This is a genomic window from Parvularcula oceani, assembly GCF_000733125.1.
Classification (GTDB): Bacteria; Pseudomonadota; Alphaproteobacteria; order Caulobacterales; family Parvularculaceae; genus Parvularcula; species Parvularcula oceani.
Genome location: NZ_JPHU01000001.1, coordinates 336,508 through 356,410, shown reverse-complemented (window position 1 = coordinate 356,410; position 19,903 = coordinate 336,508). Strand labels below are relative to the sequence as shown.

General features: G+C 64.9%; 16 protein-coding genes. 9 read left to right on the top strand and 7 right to left on the bottom strand.

Annotated features, from left to right (window positions below):
• The first annotated feature begins 7 nt into the window (after positions 1–7).
• The 3 genes from IE88_RS0101695 (at position 8) to IE88_RS0101685 (ending at position 2,255) form a co-directional block, all read left to right on the top strand.
• A complete protein-coding gene (locus tag IE88_RS0101695; protein WP_031549440.1) occupies positions 8–1,687 on the top strand; it encodes an NAD+ synthase in 1,680 nt (559 codons plus the stop codon).
• 73 nt (positions 1,688–1,760) lie between these two features.
• Positions 1,761–2,009, top strand: coding sequence for a DUF768 domain-containing protein (locus IE88_RS0101690; RefSeq protein ID WP_162178279.1), 249 nt, complete (start codon positions 1,761–1,763; stop codon positions 2,007–2,009).
• Between the two features lie 3 nt (positions 2,010–2,012).
• Positions 2,013–2,255, top strand: a complete 243-nt coding sequence (locus tag IE88_RS0101685) for a hypothetical protein (protein ID WP_031549436.1) — start codon at positions 2,013–2,015, stop codon at positions 2,253–2,255.
• Here IE88_RS0101685 and IE88_RS0101680 read toward each other — a convergent pair.
• Both IE88_RS0101680 and IE88_RS0101675 read right to left on the bottom strand, forming a co-directional pair.
• On the bottom strand, positions 2,252–3,427 hold the full coding sequence (locus IE88_RS0101680) for a helix-turn-helix domain-containing protein (protein ID WP_031549434.1): 1,176 nt from the start codon (positions 3,425–3,427) through the stop codon (positions 2,252–2,254). The two genes, IE88_RS0101685 and IE88_RS0101680, sit on opposite strands and share 4 nt — an antisense overlap.
• Complete coding sequence (locus tag IE88_RS0101675; protein ID WP_156032289.1) at positions 3,424–4,071, bottom strand: hypothetical protein; 648 nt, start codon at positions 4,069–4,071, stop codon at positions 3,424–3,426. The genes IE88_RS0101680 and IE88_RS0101675 overlap by 4 nt, the downstream gene beginning before the upstream one ends.
• Before the next feature lie 148 nt (positions 4,072–4,219).
• On the opposite strand from IE88_RS0101675, the gene IE88_RS0101670 reads away from it, so the two are divergent.
• Both IE88_RS0101670 and IE88_RS0101665 read left to right on the top strand, forming a co-directional pair.
• A complete protein-coding gene (locus tag IE88_RS0101670) occupies positions 4,220–5,110 on the top strand; it encodes a DDE-type integrase/transposase/recombinase (protein WP_031549432.1) in 891 nt (296 codons plus the stop codon).
• An 82-nt stretch (positions 5,111–5,192) separates the two neighbouring features.
• A complete protein-coding gene (locus tag IE88_RS0101665; RefSeq protein WP_031549431.1) occupies positions 5,193–6,497 on the top strand; it encodes an amidohydrolase family protein in 1,305 nt (434 codons plus the stop codon).
• 19 nt (positions 6,498–6,516) lie between these two features.
• Here IE88_RS0101665 and greA read toward each other — a convergent pair whose 3' ends face one another.
• Positions 6,517–6,990, bottom strand: coding sequence for a transcription elongation factor GreA (greA, locus tag IE88_RS0101660; RefSeq protein WP_031549430.1), 474 nt, complete (start codon positions 6,988–6,990; stop codon positions 6,517–6,519).
• Between the two features lie 76 nt (positions 6,991–7,066).
• Entirely contained in the window at positions 7,067–10,354 is a 3,288-nt protein-coding gene (gene carB / locus IE88_RS0101655) for a carbamoyl-phosphate synthase large subunit (RefSeq protein ID WP_031549429.1), read from the bottom strand.
• Between the two features lie 120 nt (positions 10,355–10,474).
• Here carB and IE88_RS0101650 point away from each other — a divergent pair, with 120 nt between their 5' ends.
• Both IE88_RS0101650 and IE88_RS17750 read left to right on the top strand, forming a co-directional pair.
• On the top strand, positions 10,475–11,395 hold the full coding sequence (locus tag IE88_RS0101650) for a sulfotransferase family protein (RefSeq protein WP_031549428.1): 921 nt from the start codon (positions 10,475–10,477) through the stop codon (positions 11,393–11,395).
• A 120-nt stretch (positions 11,396–11,515) separates the two neighbouring features.
• Positions 11,516–12,303, top strand: a protein-coding gene (locus tag IE88_RS17750) for an IS5 family transposase (RefSeq protein WP_420330122.1) whose coding sequence is annotated in 2 segments (ribosomal slippage) — positions 11,516–11,884 and positions 11,887–12,303 — 786 coding nt in all. Because the reading frame shifts where the segments join, the coding sequence is not laid out codon by codon here.
• Between the two features lie 9 nt (positions 12,304–12,312).
• Here the strand turns inward: IE88_RS17750 and IE88_RS0101635 are convergent.
• The gene (locus tag IE88_RS0101635; RefSeq protein ID WP_081871344.1) at positions 12,313–13,683 is read right to left on the bottom strand and encodes an oligosaccharide flippase family protein; all 1,371 of its coding nucleotides are present in this window, start codon (positions 13,681–13,683) and stop codon (positions 12,313–12,315) included.
• 305 nt (positions 13,684–13,988) lie between these two features.
• Here IE88_RS0101635 and IE88_RS0101630 point away from each other — a divergent pair, with 305 nt between their 5' ends.
• On the top strand, positions 13,989–15,200 hold the full coding sequence (locus IE88_RS0101630; RefSeq protein WP_031549425.1) for a glycosyltransferase family 4 protein: 1,212 nt from the start codon (positions 13,989–13,991) through the stop codon (positions 15,198–15,200).
• 60 nt (positions 15,201–15,260) lie between these two features.
• Positions 15,261–16,904, top strand: coding sequence for an O-antigen ligase family protein (locus tag IE88_RS0101625; protein WP_031549423.1), 1,644 nt, complete (start codon positions 15,261–15,263; stop codon positions 16,902–16,904).
• Between the two features lie 56 nt (positions 16,905–16,960).
• Here IE88_RS0101625 and IE88_RS0101620 read toward each other — a convergent pair whose 3' ends face one another.
• Together IE88_RS0101620 and IE88_RS0101615 are read right to left on the bottom strand one after the other, a co-directional pair.
• Complete coding sequence (locus IE88_RS0101620) at positions 16,961–18,034, bottom strand: transglutaminase-like domain-containing protein (RefSeq protein WP_202900390.1); 1,074 nt, start codon at positions 18,032–18,034, stop codon at positions 16,961–16,963.
• 130 nt (positions 18,035–18,164) lie between these two features.
• Positions 18,165–19,889, bottom strand: a complete 1,725-nt coding sequence (locus IE88_RS0101615; protein ID WP_051881363.1) for a response regulator — start codon at positions 19,887–19,889, stop codon at positions 18,165–18,167.
• Positions 19,890–19,903 lie beyond the last annotated feature (14 nt).

The following is a 19,903-nucleotide window of genomic DNA, read 5'->3' as shown; positions in this document are numbered from 1 at the left end:
TGAGGCCATGTTGGACCGGATCAAGATCGCGCTCGCTCAGCTGAACCCGCTCGTCGGGGACGTGAAGGGCAATATCCGCCTCATCAAGGACGCCCACGAGGAAGCGGCGGGCCTCGGGGCGGATCTCGTCGTCTGTCCCGAACTGATCGTCTCGGGCTATCCGCCCGAGGACCTGATCCTGCGCCCGGCCTATGCCGAGGCCTGCCGCCAGGCGGCGCTGTCCCTGGCGAATGCGACCAAGGACGGGCCCGCACTGGTCGTCGGCACGCCCTGGCCGTCCGATAGCGGCGATCCGCGGCCCTACAACGCGGTGGTGCTGCTGGCGGACGGCGCGGTGACGGCCGTCCGGTATAAGTCCTGCCTGCCCGATTACGGCGTCTTCGACGAGCCGCGCACCTTCCGGCCGGGCCCCATGCCGGAGCCGGCGGCCTTTGGCGGCGTCACCCTCGGCCTGATGGCCTGCGAGGACATGTGGCAACCGGCCGTCGCGCAGCACCTCGCCAAGCGCGGAGCGGACCTCCTGATCGTGCCGCATGGTTCGCCCTTCCGGCAGACGGTCCATGCCGAGCGGGCGCTTCATGCCGAGGCGCGGGCGCGGGAGACGGGCCTGCCGCTGATCTTCGTCAACCAGGTGGGCGGACAGGACGAGCTCGTCTTCGACGGCGGCAGCTTCGTGATGACCAAGGCGGGGGCGGCCTGCCGGGCGCCGCTCTTCGTCCGGGCGATCACCATGACCGAGTGGCGGGAGGGGGCCGGGGGCAGCCTCACCTGCCAGGCCGTGCAGAAGGTGGCCTGGGAAGAGGAGGAGCCGCTGGTCTGGCGCGCCCTCGTCACGGGCACGCGCGACTATGTCCGCAAGTCCGGTTTTCAATCGGTGATCCTCGGCCTGTCCGGCGGCATCGACAGCGCCGTGGTCGCGGCCATCGCGACGGATGCGCTGGGCGCGGAGAATGTGCGCTGCGTCATGCTGCCCAGCCGCTATACCTCGCCCGAGAGCCTGGAGGACGCCGCCGCCTGCGCGGACGCGCTCGGCGTCGCCTATGACACGATCCCGATCGAGCCGGGCGTCGAGGCGTTCAGCGGCATGCTGGCGGACGCCTTCGCGGGGCGGGAGGCGGACGTCACCGAAGAGAACCTCCAGTCGCGCATTCGCGGCACGACGCTGATGGCGCTATCGAACAAGCTCGGCGCGCTGCTGCTGACGACCGGCAACAAGTCCGAAATGGCGGTCGGCTACGCGACGCTCTACGGCGACATGAACGGCGCCTATAACCCGATCAAGGACGTCTACAAGACACGGGTCTTCGATCTCGCCCGCTTCCGTAACGAGACGCGGCCCAAGGATTGCGCAGGACCGGAAGGCGCCGTCATCCCCGAGCGGATCATCACGAAGCCCCCCTCGGCCGAGCTTGCCCAGGACCAGCGCGACGAGGACAGCCTGCCGCCCTATGCGGTGCTCGACGATATCCTGCACGGCCTCGTCGAGGAGGAGATCTCGGTCGAGCAGATCGTGGCCCGCGGCCACGACGCGGAGACGGTGCTGCGCATCCAGCACCTTCTCTATCTGTCCGAATACAAGCGCCGCCAGGCGCCGCCGGGCCCGAAGGTCACGTCGAAGAATTTCGGGCGGGACCGCCGCTATCCGATCGTGAACAGGTGGCGGGTAGTGTCTCAGTTTGAAATCTGACGATCTTGCGCTGGGGTTTGCATCGTCGCCCCTGCTTCCGATATGCTTAGCGGCAAGCAGAATGGAGGCTAGCGTGAGCGAGAGAGCAGCCGACTTCCTCGAAGGGTTTAAGGATGAGCACGTCCATGCGACGGGCTATCCCCAGGACCATAGCGAGGCGCGAGACCTAGCGAACCAAAGCGTTGCCGAGGCAGAAGCGAAAGGTATCCCACGCGCTGAGCTAGATGCTGCTGCTGATGGTGACCTCGTAGGCTACATGCAGGATGCGCTCGAAGGTGCCAACGACGCCGAGGTGCAGCGCCTTGCTGACAAGGATGACTGACCGATGCCCAAGGGTCCTAAAGGCGAGAAGCGTCCCGCCGACGTGATCGGGAACGCCGTGCGCGTGATGAAGATCGCGACCGGCGAGGAGGAAGAGGACTATGGCGAGAAGCCGAAGGACGAGGCCGCCGCTGCGATGGGGAAGAAGGGCGGCGCAGCTCGCGCGAGCAAGCTGACGCCGGAAGAGCGCTCCGCCATCGCGAAGAAGGCGGCGGCGAAACGATGGGCGAAGAAGGACGAGCGCTAGCGTTCAAATAAAGAAACGACGTTGTCTCCTATGCCTTTGCGCTTGAGAACCGGCTCTGCCCTTGTACCAGCGCTAGAACCCAATGTGCCGGATTCAAGATCCGCAAGTTCCTCAAGATCATCGGCAGGAAACGGAAGCGCTTTTCTTATGTCAGCGACAGATTGGATGCCTTCGCTAAGAAGCATCTCGAAGCCCCTGCGGATCAAAAGAGGCTCTTCCTTGGCCATAGAGCTGTCGTAAGGCTCTCCTTTACGCCAACCCCTTCGGGTGTAGTTCATCCACAGCCTTTTAGCGCTCGCGTCATCGAGCAAATCGAGCGATTTGCAGCGCATGATCATTGCGCCTACCGATACGCCCCACCGCTCTTTCAAACTTAGCATCGCGTCGAGCGTTGGCGCATACAACTCGCTTATGAACGCCTGCTCCGGCATGAGCATATAGGAAGCAAACTTGTCAGCCTGACCTTCAATCAGCTTGTAAGTAGCTTTGTTGTTCATCTGCTTCTGTGTCACGTTCTTATGCATGAGGACATGGCCAAGCTCGTGCAGCAAATCGAACCGCTGGCGAACTGCGCTGGCCTTGTCGCGCGAGAGAACGATAAACGGCACATCGTATCGGTCAGACCACTGAGAGAAGGCATCAACCTTTTCGGCGTGGACATGGATTCTAGAAACTAGAACGCCACTCTCTTCGACCTTCTCGACGCAGTCCGGAAGCGGGCCCGGCTGAACTGACCAGAACGACCTTACGGTGTTCGCTAGCGTTTCAATCTCGTCCTCTCGGATCGTGAGTGCATCGCGATCTTCCCCGATTGGAAGGCTGAGCGCAGGATAGTCGAAGAAGCTCGACAGGTAGTCGATCATCTCTTTCAACCATTCCAACCGAACCTTCGCTCGTTCGAGATCTCCGGTTTGTGCCGAAAGCTTGGAACGCCAGAACACAGGGCGCTGATCGCTCGAGAGCGTCGCGCGGTAGAAGTAGTCGCTGGGCAGCCTCAACGTCGCCGCCATGCGGTCCACAACATCGCGGCGCGGCGTCTGATGGCCGTTCTCGTACTTCGAGATTGAAGTTGGGCTAACGTCGATCATGCCAGCCAGGTCGGCCGCCGTCACACCACGAGCGCGGCGCGCCTCCGTTAGCCGATCAGCGATAAATCCGACTGCTAGGCTCATTTCTCTCCTTCTTTCTTCTTCGCAGGCCGACGCTTCAAGATAGGCGCTCGCTGCGAGGTAGGCTTGCGCTGTTCGGCGGGATAAAGGCCGATCAACTCCCACACGTTCATCTCGAACGCCCAACCCGACATCTCTGGGTACGGCACACAAAGGTTCAACGAGCCCAATTTCTGATGCTCATCGGTGAAGCGTTTCCCGACAGGGTTGTGGGCGAGTAGGCCGTAGTAGGTGCGCGGCTTGTAGATCTCTTCATCATCGTCGAGGGGCATACGTGGCACGTTCGCTGCGGATGCGAGCGCATCGCGAAACTTCGCAGACTGGGGCTTCTCGCCAATTGCAGGAACATAAGACTGCGTCAGGCCGAACGTTCCTGACACGGCGTAGGCATGGCACCAATCGTTGTAGGGTAGCGGTCGTTCTGTGCCGACCATGCCCGCCGCCTGAGCGGCCTCCATCATCTCGAAATCCAGCCGATGCTGACGGACGCTTTTGAGCTTAAAGAGGCGTTGCGGACCTAGGACGCGGGTGTCTGCCTTCACCTCTTCGTAGACGCCGACGTAAGCATCCTGCGCCCGTTTAGCGAACCCCTCCAGAAAAGCTCGGGGAACGCTATCCAGCACATTCTTCAGGATCTGGTCACGCAATCGGTCTATCGGCTCCGGCACTTCATGCCCCTCTTCGAGTTGCCTTCAACGTCGTTTTCTCGTTATAGCTTGAAGTGTGACGTGGCAAGAGGGTTTTAGTATGAAGTTTATGCTTGACCCTAAGCACATAAGTTCACATACAGGAGGTATGAACAAGCTGCCCCTCAAGACCCGCGCAATGATCCTGAACATGCTGTGCGAGGGCAGCTCCATGCGCGCGATCAGCCGCATGACCGGCGTGAGCATTAACACCGTCAGCAAGCTCCTCGTGGACGCTGGTGAAGCCTGCGCCGCCTTCCACGACGAGACGGTGCGGGGCGTGAAGGCGAAGCGCGTCCAGTGCGACGAGGTTTGGTCCTTCACCTACGCCAAGGCGAAGAACGTCGAGGGCGCGAAGGCCGCGCCGGAGGAAGCGGGCGACACATGGACGTGGACCGCCCTGGACGCCGACAGCAAGCTGATCGTCGGCTACCTCGTCGGCGGGCGGGACGGCGAGTACGCGAAGGCGTTCATGGACGATCTAGCCGACCGCCTGGACGGCCGTGTCCAACTCACCACGGACGGTCATAAGGCTTACTTAGAGGCCGTGGAAGGCGCGTTCGGCGCGGACGTGGACTACGCAATGCTCGTGAAGTTGTTCGGCGAGCCGACTGGCAAGAAGAACGAGCGCCGCTACTCCCCCGGCGAGTGCTGCGGCACCCGTAAGGACGTGATCGAAGGTGAGCCGGACGAAGCGCACATCAACACGAGCTTCGTTGAGCGGTCCAACCTGTCCCTGCGGATGCACAACCGCCGCTTCACGCGGCTGACGAACGCCTTCTCAAAGAAGTTCGAGAACCACGTTCACATGGTCTCGCTCTACACCGTCTTCTACAACTTCGTTCGCATCCATAAGAGCCTGCGCGTCACGCCCGCCATCGAAGCCGGACTGACCGACGAGGTTCTGGACTTTGAGGACATCGTGAAGCTGATCGACGCCCGCGCGCCGAAGCCGAAACGCGGCCCTTACAAAAAGCGCGCGGCGGATAATTCAAACTGAGACACTACCAGGTGGCGCGAAGCGGCGACGCCCGCTCCCTGAGCTGCTAGGCTCCCATCCGGGCCCTGGAGGGGAGGGAAGAATGCGGACCTTGGTGATGACGGCGCTTCTTTGCGCCTGCGCGGGCATTGCCGAGCCTGCGCCTGGCGGGCCACCGGCGAACCTGACCGCCCGGCCGAACCCCGATGCGGCGCCGGCGGTCTATCGCAACGGGCTCTGGTACGTCGCGGACGAGAACGGCGTGCGTTTCGAGGCGGGCGACCGCTACCAGGCCGGCGGCGTCTTCGTTGCGACCGCTCCGGACGGCGCGGATATCGTCGATCTGTCCGGCGCCTATATCGTGCCGGGCTTCGGCGAGGCGCATAACCACAATCTCGACGGACCGTGGACCGCCGGGCGGGGCCAGGCCTATCTTCGCGACGGCGTCTTCTACATGAAGAACACGAACTCTGTGAATTCGGTCGATGCCTGGGCGGCCGAGGCGTGGGAGACGCCCGGGACCGTCGACATCGCATGGGCCCATGCAGGCATCTCGGTCGATGAGGGGCACCCCGAGGCTCTCTACCGGCGCATCGCGAACGTCTACCGCCTCGACCCCGAAGAACTCGAGGGCGACGTCTTCTGGGATGCGCCGGATATCGCGACCCTCGAGGAGAAGTGGCCGGCGATCCTCGCGACCGAGCCGGACTGGATCAAGCTCTACCTCCTGCATACCGAGGATGAGGGCGAGCGGCCTCTGGCCGGACTGTCCAGAGCTGTCTTCGCGCGCGCCGTCGAGCTGGCGCATGAGGCGGGCCTGAAGGCGACGGTGCATGTGAACACGGCCCGTGACTTCGCCGCCGCCATGGCTGCGGGCGCCGACGAGGCCGCGCATATGCCGCCTCAGAGCGTGCAGGGGGAGGAGGACCGCCAGCGTTACTCGCTGACCCCGGAAATGGCGCGGGCGGCGGCGCGAAGCGGCTTCGTCACCGTGCCGACGACCGCGCTGATCGAGGCTTACGAGACCCGGAACGATCCCGAGCGGGAACGCATCCTCGAAGCGACGCGGGACGTGCAGCGCGAGAACCTCCGCCTGCTCAAGGAGGCGGGGGCGCCGATCGCCTTCGGATCGGACCGCTATGACGGGACGGGACTGACCGAAGCGCTGGCCGTGCGCCGCAGAGGCGTGTTCACGGATGAGGAGATCCTGCGCATCGCCGTGGAAACGCCCTCGCGCAGCATCTTCCCGGACCGCGCGATCGGTGCGCTGTCACCGGGTTACGAAGCGAGCTTCGTCGCGCTGGAGTGCGATCCGCGAGACGATTTCGCGGCCTGCGTGGCGGCGCCGCTGCGCCGCATCAAGCAGGGCATCGAGGTCGGAGCGACCGGCGCGGCGCAGGCGGACTGACCGCCGCCGCGCTCGCCCATCAGACGTAGGCGACCTTCGCGATCTCGTAGACGCGGGCGCCGCCGGGGGCCGCGACCTCGACCGAGTCGCCCTCTTCCTTGCCGATCAGGGCGCGGGCGATCGGCGAGGAGATCGAGATCTTGCCGGCCTTGGCGTCGGCTTCGAGCTCGCCGACGATCTGGTAGGTCTTCTCTTCCTCGGTGTCCTCATCGATTAGGGTCACGGTGGCGCCGAACTTCACGTCCGGACCGGACAGCTTGGCAACGTCGATGACCTGGGCGCGGCTATGCTTGTCCTCGAGGTCCAGGACCTGTCCCTCGATCCAGGACTGGCGCTCCTTGGCGGCGTGATATTCGGCATTCTCCGACAGGTCGCCATGCTCGCGGGCGGTGGCGATGGCCTGGATCACGGCCGGGCGCTCGACGGACTTCAGGTGCTTGATGTCGGCTTCCAGCTTTTCGAAGCCGGCGCGGGTCATCGGGAACTTGTCCATCTTGTCTCTCTCGAACAGCGAAAGGGCGCCCGCCGGGCCGGTAGGCCCGCCCGAGGCGCCCCGATCTCATGAAGAATTAAGTGTAGGATTGCAGCGAGACCGCTTCAAGGCCGCCGCGCCGCAGCGCCTCGATGCCGCGGACAGCCGCCTTCGCCCCCGACAGGGTCGTGATGCAGGGAATGCGGCGCTGCAGCGCCGTGGTGCGGATCGACCGGCTGTCGGCGATGGAGACGGCGCTCTCGGTGGTGTTGAAGATCATCTGCACCTCGCCGTTGATGAGGGCATCGACGATGTGCGGCTGGCCTTCGAGCACCTTGTTGACCCGCTTCACTTCGAGGCCCTCGCGCGCCAGCCAGTCCGCCGTGCCGCCCGTCGCCATGAGGGAGAAGCCAAGCTCCACGAGGCGCCGCGCGGGCGCGACGACGCCGTCCTTGTCGCTGTCCTTGACCGAGACGAAGACGCAACCTTCGAGCGGGATCTGCGTGCCCGCGGCGAGCAGGCTCTTCGCCCGGGCGCGGTCGAAGTCCTGGTCGATGCCCATGACCTCGCCCGTCGATCGCATCTCCGGGCCGAGCACGGTGTCGACGCCCGGAAAGCGGCTGAAGGGGAAGACCACTTCCTTGACCGCCGTATGCCGCGGCGCCGCATCGGGCAGGTCGAATTCGGACAGCTTCGCCCCCGCCATGACGCGCGCCGCGATCTTGGCGACCGGCGCGCCGATGGTCTTGGCGACGAAGGGGACGGTGCGCGAGGCGCGGGGGTTCACTTCGAGGAGGAAGATGTCCTCGCCCTTGATCGCATATTGCACGTTCATCAGGCCGCGCACGCCGAGGGCTTTCGCGAGCTCGACCGTCTGGCGCTTGAGTTCCGCGATGGTCTCTTCGGACAGGGTGTAGGGGGGCAGGGAGCAGGCGCTGTCGCCCGAATGCACGCCGGCCTCCTCGATATGCTCCATCACGCCGCAGACCCAGACATCCTCGCCGTCGCAAACCGCATCGACATCGCATTCGACGGCGCTGACGAGATACTGGTCGAGGAGGAGGGGGGAATGCTCGGAGACCTCGATCTGTGCGGTGCGGAGATAGTGGTCGAGCGCGCCCTGATCGCGCACGATCTCCATCGCCCGGCCGCCGAGGACGAAGGAGGGGCGGGTGACCAGCGGATAGCCGACTGCTTCCGCGGCGGCCTTGGCGGCTTCCATCGAAGGAGCGGTGGCGTTGTTGGGCTGCTTCAGGCCGAGCTTGCGCACGAGCTTCTGGAACTGCTCGCGGTCCTCGGCCAGTTCGATCGCCTCGACGGCGGTGCCGAGGATCGGGATGCCCTCATCGGCGAGGATGCGCGCGAGGTTGAGCGGCGTCTGGCCGCCATATTGGACGATGACGCCCAGAAGCTCGCCGCTCTCGGCCTCCTTGGCGAGGATCTCGAGCACGTCCTCGGCCGTGAGCGGCTCGAAATAGAGCCGGTCCGAGGTGTCGTAATCGGTCGAGACGGTCTCGGGGTTGCAGTTGACCATGACGCTCTCGAGCCCCGCATCTGCGAGCGCAAAGGCAGCGTGGCAGCAGCAATAGTCGAACTCGATGCCCTGACCGATGCGGTTCGGACCGCCGCCGAGGATGACCACCTTCTTGCGGTCCGAAGGCTGGCTCTCGTCGAAGCCGCCGGGCTCATAGGCGGAGTACATGTATGGCGTGACGGCGCGGAATTCGGCCGCGCAGGTGTCGATCCGCTTGAACACCGGCTTGACGCCCAGGCCCCGGCGGTGCGCCCGCACTTCGGCCTCGGTCCCTTGGGCGAGCTGGGCGAGGCGCTTGTCGGAAAAGCCCATCGCCTTGAGGCGCCGCATGCCCTCGGCGCTGGTCGGCAGGCCGCGGGCCGCGACGTCCTCCTCGGCATCGACGATGCCCCGGATCTGCTCGAGGAACCACGGATCATAGGCGGTGATCGTGCGGACCTGCTCGACCGGTATGCCCGCGCGCATCGCCTCGGCCGTCACGCGCAGGCGTTCGGGCGTGGGGGCGGAGAGGGCGCGCCTGTAGGCGTTGACCGGGTCGTCGCTGTCGAGGTCCTCGATCTCGATCGGGTCGAGGCCGCAAAGGCCGGTCTCGAGGCTGCGAAGCGCCTTCTGAAGGCTCTCCTGGAAGGTCCGGCCGATGGCCATGGCCTCGCCGACCGATTTCATCGCGGTCGAGAGGAGCGGCTGGGCACCGGGGAATTTCTCGAAGGCGAAGCGCGGGATCTTGGTGACGACATAGTCGATGGAGGGCTCGAAGCTCGCCGGCATGGCGCCGCCGGTGATGTCGTTGCCGAGCTCGTCGAGCGTATAGCCGACCGCCAGCTTCGCTGCGATGCGCGCGATGGGAAATCCCGTCGCCTTGGAGGCGAGGGCGGAGGAACGGCTGACCCGCGGGTTCATCTCGATGACGACGAGGCGGCCATCCTCGGGGTTCACGGCGAACTGGACGTTCGAGCCGCCGGTCTCCACCCCGATCTCGCGCAGGACCGCGATCGAGGCGTTGCGCATGACCTGATATTCGCGGTCGGTCAGCGTCATGGCGGGCGCGACGGTGATCGAATCGCCCGTATGCACGCCCATCGGATCGACGTTCTCGATCGAGCAGATGATGATGCAGTTGTCCGCTTTGTCGCGGACCACTTCCATCTCGTATTCCTTCCAGCCGAGCAGCGACTCGTCGATCAGGACCTGGCCGACGGGCGAGGCGTCGATTCCGGCGCGCACGATCCGCTCGTATTCCTCGCGGTTATAGGCGACGCCGCCGCCCGTGCCGCCGAGCGTGAAGGCGGGGCGGATGATGGCGGGCAGGCCGATCTCATCAAGCGCGTCCATCGCGCGGGCGAAGCCGCCGATCCGGTCATAGCCGATCAGCTTGCCGTTCCCGTCGCGGATCTGCGGCGAGGACGCGATGGCCGCGCGGGGGTTTTCGAGCCCGATCCTGTCCATCGCGGCGCGGAACTTCTCGCGGTCCTCGGCCATGTCGATGGCTTCGGCCCGCGCGCCGATCATCTCGACCCCATGCTCTTCGAGGACGCCCATTTCCTGAAGCGCGAGCGCGCAGTTGAGCGCGGTCTGCCCGCCCATGGTCGGCAGGAGCGCGTCGGGCTTTTCCGCGGCGATGATCTTGGCGACGAAGTCCGGCGTGATCGGCTCGATATAGGTCGCGTCGGCCATGTCCGGATCGGTCATGATGGTGGCCGGATTGGAGTTCACCAGGATCACCCGGTAGCCCTCCTCGCGCAGCGCCTTGCAGGCCTGCACGCCCGAATAGTCGAACTCGCAGGCCTGGCCGATCACGATGGGACCGGCGCCGATGATGAGGATGGACGAGATGTCGGTACGGCGTGGCATCAGAAAGGATCCGCTCGAAGCGCGCAAATTGCCAGGGGTTTAGAGAGGCATGCGCCCGGGGGCAACGCTCGTCTACCCGCTATGGAATTTCTTAAGGAAAAGAGCAGCAGGAACACCGGAATGACGCAAACCACTCTTCTTCACGTCGGCTATCCAAAAACGGCTACAACTTGGCTGCAGGCGCAGCTTTTCGAACGGCATCCCCGCCTCTGTACGCCCTGGCCGACTTTCGACAATCGGATCATCGAGGAAATCTGCTGGTGCCCAGAGGCGCAGTTCGATCCGGCGCGGGTACGGGCGGCATTCGAGGAGGATGCGGCCGCTGGCCGCGCGGAAGGGAAGATTCCAGTGATCAGCCATGAGGTGCTGGTCGGCGATCCGGTGCGAGGCCTTTATTGGGGTGATCTTGCTGCGCGGCGACTCGCGAAGGTCTTTCCCGATGCCCGGGTCCTCATCTCAATCCGGGAGCAGGTAGGCTTTGCCTACTCTGCTTGGGGAGAATATGTGCGGCGAGGCGGTACGATGTCTCTAGAACACTACCTTTTCCGCACTGGAACAGAATGTCTAGGTTACCGACCGCTCTTGCCGCCAGAATACCTGCGCTTCGCAGGCCTCTATGCCAACTATCTCGGCCTATTGGGGCAGGGCGCCGTCGCTTTGCTGCCGATAGAACAGCTTAAGCAGGATCCGGGCCTGTATGTGCGAAACGTTCTTTCACTCGTCGGCCTGCCTGTTTGGGACGAGTTCGATAGCGTGGCCATATACCCTGCCGTCTCCCCGCAGGCTCTCGCCGTACAGCGGCGCCTCAACCGGCTGGTGACGGTAGATGCGCTCAACATTGGCCATCCGAAACGAGACGCCATCTCGAAATGGGTTCAGCGGTTGGACAGGCGCATCTCTCCCGACCGGGCCGAGGCCCAGCGCAAGAGGCAGCGCGAAACCGTCGCACCACGTCTGCGAGCGCTCGTGGCCGAGAGCAACAAAGAGTTGTCGGATCTCTCTGGCGTAGACCTGAGAGCCTTCAATTATTCTGTAGGATAAATTACTCACTTTAGCCCGCTGCGGGGCAGAGCATCCGAGCCTAGGAGCTATCCCTATTAACGGTTGACGTCGTCCGGGTGCATTGATTCCGTGCGGGCCTTCTGGAGAGGAGATCTGCTGATGGGACATCGGTTCGAGCTGACGGACGCGGAGTGGGCGGTGATCAAGCCGCTATTGCCGAACAAGCCGAGGGGCGTGCCGCGGGTGGACGACCGGCGGGTCTTGAACGGCATCTTCTGGGTTCTGCGGACGGGCGCGCCTTGGGAGGACATGCCCGAGCGCTATGGGCCTCGGACGACGGTCTACAACCGCTTCAATCGCTGGCGGAAGGCAGGCGTCTGGGCACGGCTCCTCGAGCACCTGCAGGAGGACATCGAGGACAGCCTCTATATGGTCGACAGCTCCGTGGTCCGGGTCCATCAGCACGGTACGGGCGCCCGGAAAAAGGGGGCGCGGACGACGAGGGAGAGGCGGGACGGAGCCATCAGCAAACCGGCCGCTCACGCGGCGGGCTGACGACCAAGCTGCACGCCCTTACCGACAGCCGCGGCAACGTGGTCTCGCTGTCGCTCTCGCCGGGTCAGGCGCACGACCTCTCCGCGATCCCCGATCTTATCGAGGCCGTCCCCGAGGACACGGTGCTGCTCGCCGACAAGGCCTACGATGCGAAAGGCTTCATCGCCGCCCTCGTCGAGCGCGGGGTTTGTCCGAACATCTCGAACAAGCGGAACCGCAAGGATCCCAGGGGCTTCTTCCCCTCGCTCTACAAGCTGAGGAACGCGGTCGAGCGCTTCTTCGGCAAGCTCAAGCACTTCCGCAGGATCGCCACCCGCTACGAGAAGCGCGCCGACAACTACCTCGCCATGGCGCAGCTCGCCTCCGCACGCGTGCTGATGCGGCGGTTATGAGTCAGGCTCCTAGTATAACGCTGCGCGATGGGTTCCCTCCCAGACCCAAGTCCCCACTGCGCCGCAGCCAAGCCCGACGGCGACGAATAGCAGGGTCCAGACCTCTTCGCGCAAGCTGAAAGTGCCAGCCTTCCTGAGCAGCACGGAGAAGTACAGGACGGCAGGAATGTCAACGAGCGCCGTAGCCCAGATCAGGCCGTAAACGCCGTAAAGGTTATAGCCGATCAACGCGGTCCCGATCAGCCAGGCGAGCTTGAGCACATCGGAGACGAATTTCGTCCGAGGGCGGCCGATCGCGAGCATGGCATTCTCTCCCGGCCGCGCAAAGAGCGCGAGGAGGGGCCTGAAGGAGAGGATGGCGAACATCGCGCCCGCCTCGAGATAGCGGTCGTCGAAGGCTATGGCGAAGAAGGTTTCGCCGAAGGTAATCCCGCCGGCACACGCGAAGGCCAGCAGTGGGCGCATCCTGCGCATCGGCCGGTAATAGGCGGCTCGGCTGAGTTCGGAACCCTCCAGCGAATGCGCCAGTTCTGCATAAAAAATCCGATGCGAGTAGCTGCGGACCAGCCCGTCCGCGACGAAAGCGAGGCTCCAGGCCATGTTGTAGAGGCCGGCGATCGCCAGAGACATGTTTCCTGCGATGAAGAACTTATCGAACTGGTTGAGAACGATCGTGATCACGCTCGATGCGGCGAGGAAACGCGAGAATATCCAGAGTTCCTTCACGACGGCCCCGTCCAGCCGCGGCCTGTGCCAGGAGGAGCCGTAGAAGATGTATGTGGAGGCGGAGGTCAGCGCTGCGCCGATGATCATGCCGTAGATCAGGGCCCAGTAACTCTCCAGCCAGGCCGCGAGGCCGATGATGATCGGAAGCTGCAGGGCATATGTGCCCATCTCGGTGAGGCTGTTGTGCCAGTCGCGCCGATTGCGGCGCTCTCGCAGCGGAGCCAAGGATTTTAGGCCGTCGAGGAAGAAAATGACCGATGCGGCGCGAAGCGGAAGCTCCAGTGCGGGCTTGCCGAGCCAGCCCGCGATGGGCCCTGCAAGAAGGGCGAGGGCCACAGCGAGAACGGCGCCACGCAGGACCTGCACCGTCCACAGCGTGTCGTAATAACGCCGCTCGAGTGCGGGCTTGGTGCGGACGAGGAAGGCCGGAATTCCCGTCTCCGCCAGAAGGGCCATCACATAGGTGACCGAAGTAATCACCAGTACCACCCCGAACGCTTCGGGGTAGAGCAGGCGGGTCAGGATCAGGTTCGAGCCGAACCGGAGCACCGCCTGAACGATGACGCTGCCCACCAGCGCGCTCGAGGAATTGAAGGCGCGCTGAAGAAGGGGCTTGCGCGGCGCCATCGCGGCAGTGGTGTCTCTTGCGGTCATCGAAAGGTCACAGGCCGCAGGAACCGCCTGCACGGCTTTTCCGGCTTGAGGCCTCCGGGATGGTGTGTTCTTCGTTCATGGAACCGAAGCCCTCGTGCTTCGGCAGGCCTCTCCCGCACTGCAACAGGATTTGCAAGCCGCTCCCGGATTTCGGCGAGCCGCCAGCCAGGATCGCCCAAGGAGGCCTGCGTCGGAGAGCCCGACATATCTCTCCTTCCTCATTCCCACCGGCTTGCTGCCGCTTCACAACTTTAAAGGAGTGTGCCTTAGAGTTCGTGAGAGAAAAAGCTGAAGAACTTGCTGATATGGCCGAGACCGGACCGCTTCACATCGCCTATTACGCCCCGCAATGGCCACCGAGCACAGCTGCGCCGAACGGGATAACGACGGCTCTCTATCACACGGTTTCCGCCATGCAGGCGCGCGGGCACAGCGTGACCATCGTCGGCGGGAAGAGCGGGAAGAGCGTGTGCGGCGAACACGTTGTGCCGGCGCCAGTGCTGGAAGACGGTATTTTCGAGAAGATTCTGTGGCGTATCCTGCCGCCACGCCGGCGGCAGGCTTGGTTTATGCGGCGAATGGGGACAGCCATCGGGGAGGCTTTCGCGCGGGTTCACGAGGATCATCCGATCGACATCATAGAATCCGAAGAAAGTTTCGGTCTTCCCTCCGATATCCGACGAGTTACCCGCCTGCCGGTCGTCGCAAGGCTTCATGGCCCTTGGCGCGAAGCCGTGGCCGCGGTGCATCGCGAGGAAAGTGGAGAGGACAGGATGCGCATCGCCAGAGAGGACAGGGCAATCGAAGACGCGGATGGCGTCACGGCCCCCTCGGCAGCGACCCTCGCGCCCTATCAGGAGAGCGCGCGCCGCTCCCGCGTTCTCTACAATCCTATCCCGCCGGCTAAGCACCTCTGGCATGAGGAAGGATGCGATCCGAAGACGATCGTCTTTGTGGGCCGGATCGACCGCCGCAAAGGCGCCGACGTGGCCATGCTCGCGGCGCAGAGCCTTATGCGCGAGGACCAGGCGGTGCGCATGCTCCTCTGCGGAACAGAGCCCGGGATTGAAATCGACGGGCGAATCTATGACTACGCAGGCTTTCTCGAGGCGTTCATAGACAAGGACCTGCGCCAGCGTTTCAGCTTTCTCGGTCCCAAGAAGCCCGAGGAGGTAACACGTCTGCGGCGCCAAGGCGGCGTTATCTTGGTGTCCTCGCGCTACGAAAACTTCCCCTACATCGTGGCCGAGGCCCTAGTACAAGGCTGCCCCGTCGTCGCCTCAGCCAGTTTCGGGATCAAGGAGCTTGTCGCGCACGAAGAGACCGGATTGCTCGTCGCCCCGGGATCGGTTGAGGAGACTGTGGTAGCCCTGCGACGATTATTGCAAGACCGCGTTCTGGCCGGTTCCCTCGCGCAGAAGGGGCGCCAACGCGCCACGAAGATGCTGCACCCTGCAGGCATCGCCGCTCAGACGGAGGAGTTCTATCGGCATGTCATAGAGGCGGAAGGGCGCTGACCCGCCCTCGCCCCCAGCTCGGAGAGACTTAGTGACGAGCCGGCAGCCAGGAAAACACCTATGATTCCGTTCCACACCATGCAGGCCGCACCGTTTCTGCTCGCAGCCTTGGCGGCGGCCTTTCTGGCGCTGCCGCGGGCGAAGTCCGATCCGGAGGACTGGCGCGGCCTTGCTGTGCGCGTTTTCGCCTACTGGGCCATCAGTATCCTGCTACTCTTCACGATCAGCGCACGGTTCATCCCGCTTGTCGCTCTCGGTCTCGTCGCTCTCGCTCTCGCTCCGAAAGCGCCGGCACAGAAGATCGCGTTTTATATCGGCGTCGTTTTCGCGGTTCCATCCGAGTATCAGGAATACGTGCCCTTCCCTGGGGTGAACTACCTCATAATCTTGAACCATGCGAAGGTCCTTGCACTCGTTCTCCTGCTCCCACTATGCGTGGGCGGAGGGAAAGCTGCTGCCTCTCCCTCCGCGAGAGGGCGCAGGCGTGAGAACGGGATCTGGCGGAAGGCGGACATCCTCTTCGGCATCTGGATCGCGATCGTCGCGATCCTGGATCTCCGCATGACTCAGACCTTCACCAACAGTCTCCGGCACTTCGCAGATATCGGCCTCGAACTGGTTCTCCCCTACCTCGCGGTCCGCAGGTCGGTGCGCAGCATGAACGACATCCAGATCGTCCTCTGGGGGCTGCTCCTGGGTCTCCTCATTCTCACGGCGCTAGGCCTCCTATCGGGTCTTCAGAACTGGCTTCACTACAAGCCGCTCGGCGACAATGCTCTCGGCTGGACCGGCGCGTTCCGGGGCGGCGGCGTCCGCGTGAACGTCACCCTGTCCAGCATCCTTCTCGGCCAGCTGATGGTCGTCTGCATGGCCCTGCTGTTCTGGCGGCGGCGTGTGGCGGATCAGCCTTGGCTGCCCCTGATGTGGCTCCTGCCCTGCGCTTTCGTTCTGGAGGCGACGGGCTCTCGAGGGGCGATTTTGGCTGCGATAGTGGCTGTCGGAGGCCTCGTCTATTTCAGGACGAGAGCGGCGGGCACGCGGACCTTCATCGGCGTCGGCGGCGCATCGCTTCTGGCCATCACATATATGACCCTGCAGAGTACCGGCTTCGATGCCGTCGATGAATACGGCACCTTCGATTACCGGCAGCAGCTTCTCGAAACGGCCGCGGTGAAGATCAGGCAGGTGCCGTTGCTTGGGGATGCGGATTACTATGACGATCCGCTCTTTGAGCCGCTGCGTCAGGGGCAGGGGATCATCGACTTCGTAAATGGATATGTGCAGGTCGCACTCGGATATGGCCTGCTGGGGCTGGGGCTTCTGCTGGCGAGCCTCGCGGCGGCGTTTTTCGGAACCGCGAAGGGCACCTACGTCCTGATGCGGCAGAACCGCACGCACGGAGAGCCCGGCGCCGGCTTCGCCCTCGGCATCGCGCTCAGCAGCCTGGGCGTCATGCTGATGACGGTCAGCTTCGTGTCCTATATCGAGCTGTTCCTCATCCTGCTGATTGCTCTGAACGTGTGCTACACACAGGCCGCGCTGACCGAGAAGCGGAAGGCCGAACCTTCTCTGAACCCCACAGAGGCCGGCGAGCCGCCAGCGCCGTCTCGGCGACCTTTGGCAGCCGAGGCGGAGCGGGAACCGGCCTCCGTTTCTCCCTGGCCGCAGGGCTACACGCCCGGCCGCACCGGCTGGCCGAGCTGAGCGGGGATCTCGCGGCGTCCTGCTTTCCAGCCCGGGCGGGCGGTTCGGGTTCCGCCCTAGCTCCGGTTCTCGCGCGCCTCGATTGTGTAGGCGAAGCCGTCCGGGTCCAGGGGGTCGCGGCGCTCGCCGCCGGTTTCGGCCTGCGGGTACATCAGGAAGGGAAGATCCGCCCCGTCCGCGCCGGGCAGGTTCACGTCATGGGCGAAGTTGTAGGCGACCCAATTGCCTTCCCAGGCGCCGAAGAGCGCGGAGCGGGCGGCCCGCACCTGAGGATCGCGCAGGTGCAGCGCGCGCGCTTCCTCTTCCAGCATGACCTTGCGCACATCGGCAGGATCGACGGGGACCCAGCCGAAATCGCTCAGGAACACTTCGGCGCGGCAGTGCTGCGCGCCCGTGACATCGGACGAGCCCGCGCCGAGGCTGTCATAGCCGAAATCGGAGGGTGCGACGCGCAGTCCGTAGACATCGCGCGCGGGCAGGCCGGAGGCGCGGGCGAGCCCGACATAGAGCGCGTTGAGGTCGGCGCATTTGCCGGTCAGGTCGCCCATCATCAGCATGGAGGCGATATCGCCGAGCCCGCAGCCGCGGGTCTCGGGGTTCCGCGCGGTCTTCTCCACCACCCAGTCATAGATGCGCCGCGCCTTTTCGAGGTCGCTCCGCGCCCCCGCGGTGATGGCGGCGGCCGTTTGCGCGACGATGCCGTCCGTGGGGATGAGCCTGGTCGGCGCGGTGAAGCGGCTTCGCTCGGCCGGCGATAAGGGCGGGTGCGGACGGGGCTGCGTCAGGTCGACCGAACGCGACTGCGTCGCGGCCATGCTCGTCACTTCGAGCGTCGCCGGCGCATCCCCTGCGGGCCAGACGGCGTGCACGAAGCGGGCGCCGGTCCGCGCATCGGTCTTCAGGGCGGCTTGGGCGGCATCGGTCCGCCACACCATCTCGCCCGGACGCATCCATCCTGGTTCTGAGACGGCCGGGACGGGCACCCAGGCCTGCACCGCCGCGCCCTCGCGCGGGATGGCCACTCTGGTCGTCACCCGGAAGCGGCGCCAGCCATCCGGCTTCGGCGCATAGCTCGCCGATCCGCAGCCTGGAAGGGCGCTCGCGAGCAGCGCTGCGGTCCCGAGCCTCATCGCGGCCCGTCTGTTCAGGGACATTCGGAGACCTTCTCTTCTCCATCGCCTGTCGTGGAGGGGAGGTCTGATAGAAGGCCGGGTCGCCGCGGGCAAGGCCGCGCCCTAGGCGGCGCGCAAGCAAGAGCCGTCAGGCCGGCCCGTTCGCCCGGCAGGCACGCGCGGCGGGGCGGGCGGTTCCCCGGTCGGGCGCGACCCGCTGGATTTCGGCCAGCAGGTTCGCCTTGGTCACGGGCTTGGTCAAGAACCCGTTCGCGCCCAGCTCGAGGACCTGCTTTTCGGTCTCGGGGTCTGCATCGGCCGTCACGACGATGATCGGCAGGGCGGAGCGACCTTCGCGCGCTTCTTCCTGCCGCACATGGCGCAACACGTCGCGGCCGTCGAGGCCCGGCATGAAGAGGTCGAGGAGGAGGACGTCCGGCCGTTCGGCCGCAAGGGCGGTCAGGGCCTCCTCGCCGTCCTCGGCCTCGCGCACGGCCAGCCCCTCGCTCTCGAGGAACAGGCGGGCGACCTGGCGATTGATGGGATTGTCGTCGACCGACAGGACGAAGAGGTTTCCGGCGCCCTCATAGGTGGCGGACCGGGAGTCGTCATTGCTGGCCAGGGGCGCGGCGCAGACGGAGGCGCGGAAGGTGAATTCGAAAGTCGAGCCCCTGCCGGGCTCGCTTTCGAAGACGAGCCCGCCGCCCATCGCTCTTGCGAGGCGCCAGACGATGGCGAGGCCGAGGCCCGCTCCCCCGGTCCGGCGCGTCGAGGTTTCGTCGACCCGCGTGAACTCGGCGAAAAGGCGCTCCGCCTCGTCCTCGTCGATTCCTATTCCCGTATCGGCCACGACGACCCTGATGCAGAGCGTCCCATCGGGTGCTGGCGCGCCCGACGGCTCGATTCGCAGGGCGATCGAGCCGTCCTCGGTGAACTTCACCGCATTGCTCAGGAGGTTGCCGATGCACTGGCGAAGGCGGACCGGGTCGAAGACGAGCCGCTCGGGGAGCGCCTCGTCGATCTCGGCGGTCAGAACCAGGCCCTGCGCCCGCGCGAGCGTCTCATAGGCGTCGATCACGCATGCGAGGTCGGCGCGCAGCGAGCCGTCCCGATCGCAGATCTCGACGGTTCCCGTCTCCATCTTGGAGACATCGAGCACGTCGTCGAGCAGGCAGACGAGGATCTCGCCCGAACGGTGAAGCGCGGCGAGCCGCTCTTTCTGGTCCGCCTCCAGCCGGTCGTCGTCCCGCAGGATCTCGGCCATGCCCAATATGCCGTTCATCGGGGTGCGCAGCTCATGGCTCATGGTCGCGAGGAAGGCGGACTTGGCCCGGCTCGACGCCTCGGCCGCGCTCTTCGCCTTCTTGAGTTCGGTCAGGACGGTGTCGACGATCGCCGCCGATGCCAGCGCCAGCGCGCTGTAACAGACCACGACCGTCGCCAGGATGGAGGAGTAGAAGGCCGGACTGTTTCCGATGAGGTGGGCCAGCCAGATCGCGCCGAGCGTGGCGATGGTGGAGACGAGCGTTCCGCGCGCGCCGAAATAGACGCTGGTCGCCAGAGGCATGCCCAGAAGGAGAGGCAGGAGGCTGCTGTCCGAGCCGCCCGTGAGATAGGCCGAAGAGGACACGGCGAGATAGTAGGTGGCAAGCAGGAAGGCCGCTGGCCTGGCATAGCCCGGTCGCGAGCGCAGCAGGAGGAGGATGCAGGCATAGGCTGCGAAGGCGACGAAGCCGATGCCCGCAGCCCATGTCATGCCATGCCTGCCGATCTCGACGGTCACGAGGGTGCCGGTGCAGACGGCGAACACCATCGCGGTCAAAGCGAGGCCGCGCCGCTTGGCGATCAGCCCCGCATCCTGTTCGGCCTGCACTCGCAGCCAAACAT

Bases quoted from the DNA above. Each gene is read 5' to 3' on its own strand.
- IE88_RS0101695 (WP_031549440.1), top strand. From the start codon at position 8: ATGTTGGACCGGATCAAGATCGCGCTCGCTCAGCTGAACCCGCTCGTC.
- IE88_RS0101685 (WP_031549436.1), top strand. From the start codon at position 2,013: ATGCCCAAGGGTCCTAAAGGCGAGAAGCGTCCCGCCGACGTGATCGGG.
- IE88_RS0101680 (WP_031549434.1), bottom strand. From the start codon at position 3,427: ATGAGCCTAGCAGTCGGATTTATCGCTGATCGGCTAACGGAGGCGCGC.
- IE88_RS0101670 (WP_031549432.1), top strand. From the start codon at position 4,220: ATGAACAAGCTGCCCCTCAAGACCCGCGCAATGATCCTGAACATGCTG.
- IE88_RS0101665 (WP_031549431.1), top strand. From the start codon at position 5,193: ATGCGGACCTTGGTGATGACGGCGCTTCTTTGCGCCTGCGCGGGCATT.
- greA (WP_031549430.1), bottom strand. From the start codon at position 6,990: ATGGACAAGTTCCCGATGACCCGCGCCGGCTTCGAAAAGCTGGAAGCC.
- carB (WP_031549429.1), bottom strand. From the start codon at position 10,354: ATGCCACGCCGTACCGACATCTCGTCCATCCTCATCATCGGCGCCGGT.
- IE88_RS0101650 (WP_031549428.1), top strand. From the start codon at position 10,475: ATGACGCAAACCACTCTTCTTCACGTCGGCTATCCAAAAACGGCTACA.
- IE88_RS0101635 (WP_081871344.1), bottom strand. From the start codon at position 13,683: ATGACCGCAAGAGACACCACTGCCGCGATGGCGCCGCGCAAGCCCCTT.
- IE88_RS0101630 (WP_031549425.1), top strand. From the start codon at position 13,989: ATGGCCGAGACCGGACCGCTTCACATCGCCTATTACGCCCCGCAATGG.
- IE88_RS0101625 (WP_031549423.1), top strand. From the start codon at position 15,261: ATGATTCCGTTCCACACCATGCAGGCCGCACCGTTTCTGCTCGCAGCC.
- IE88_RS0101620 (WP_202900390.1), bottom strand. From the start codon at position 18,034: ATGAGGCTCGGGACCGCAGCGCTGCTCGCGAGCGCCCTTCCAGGCTGC.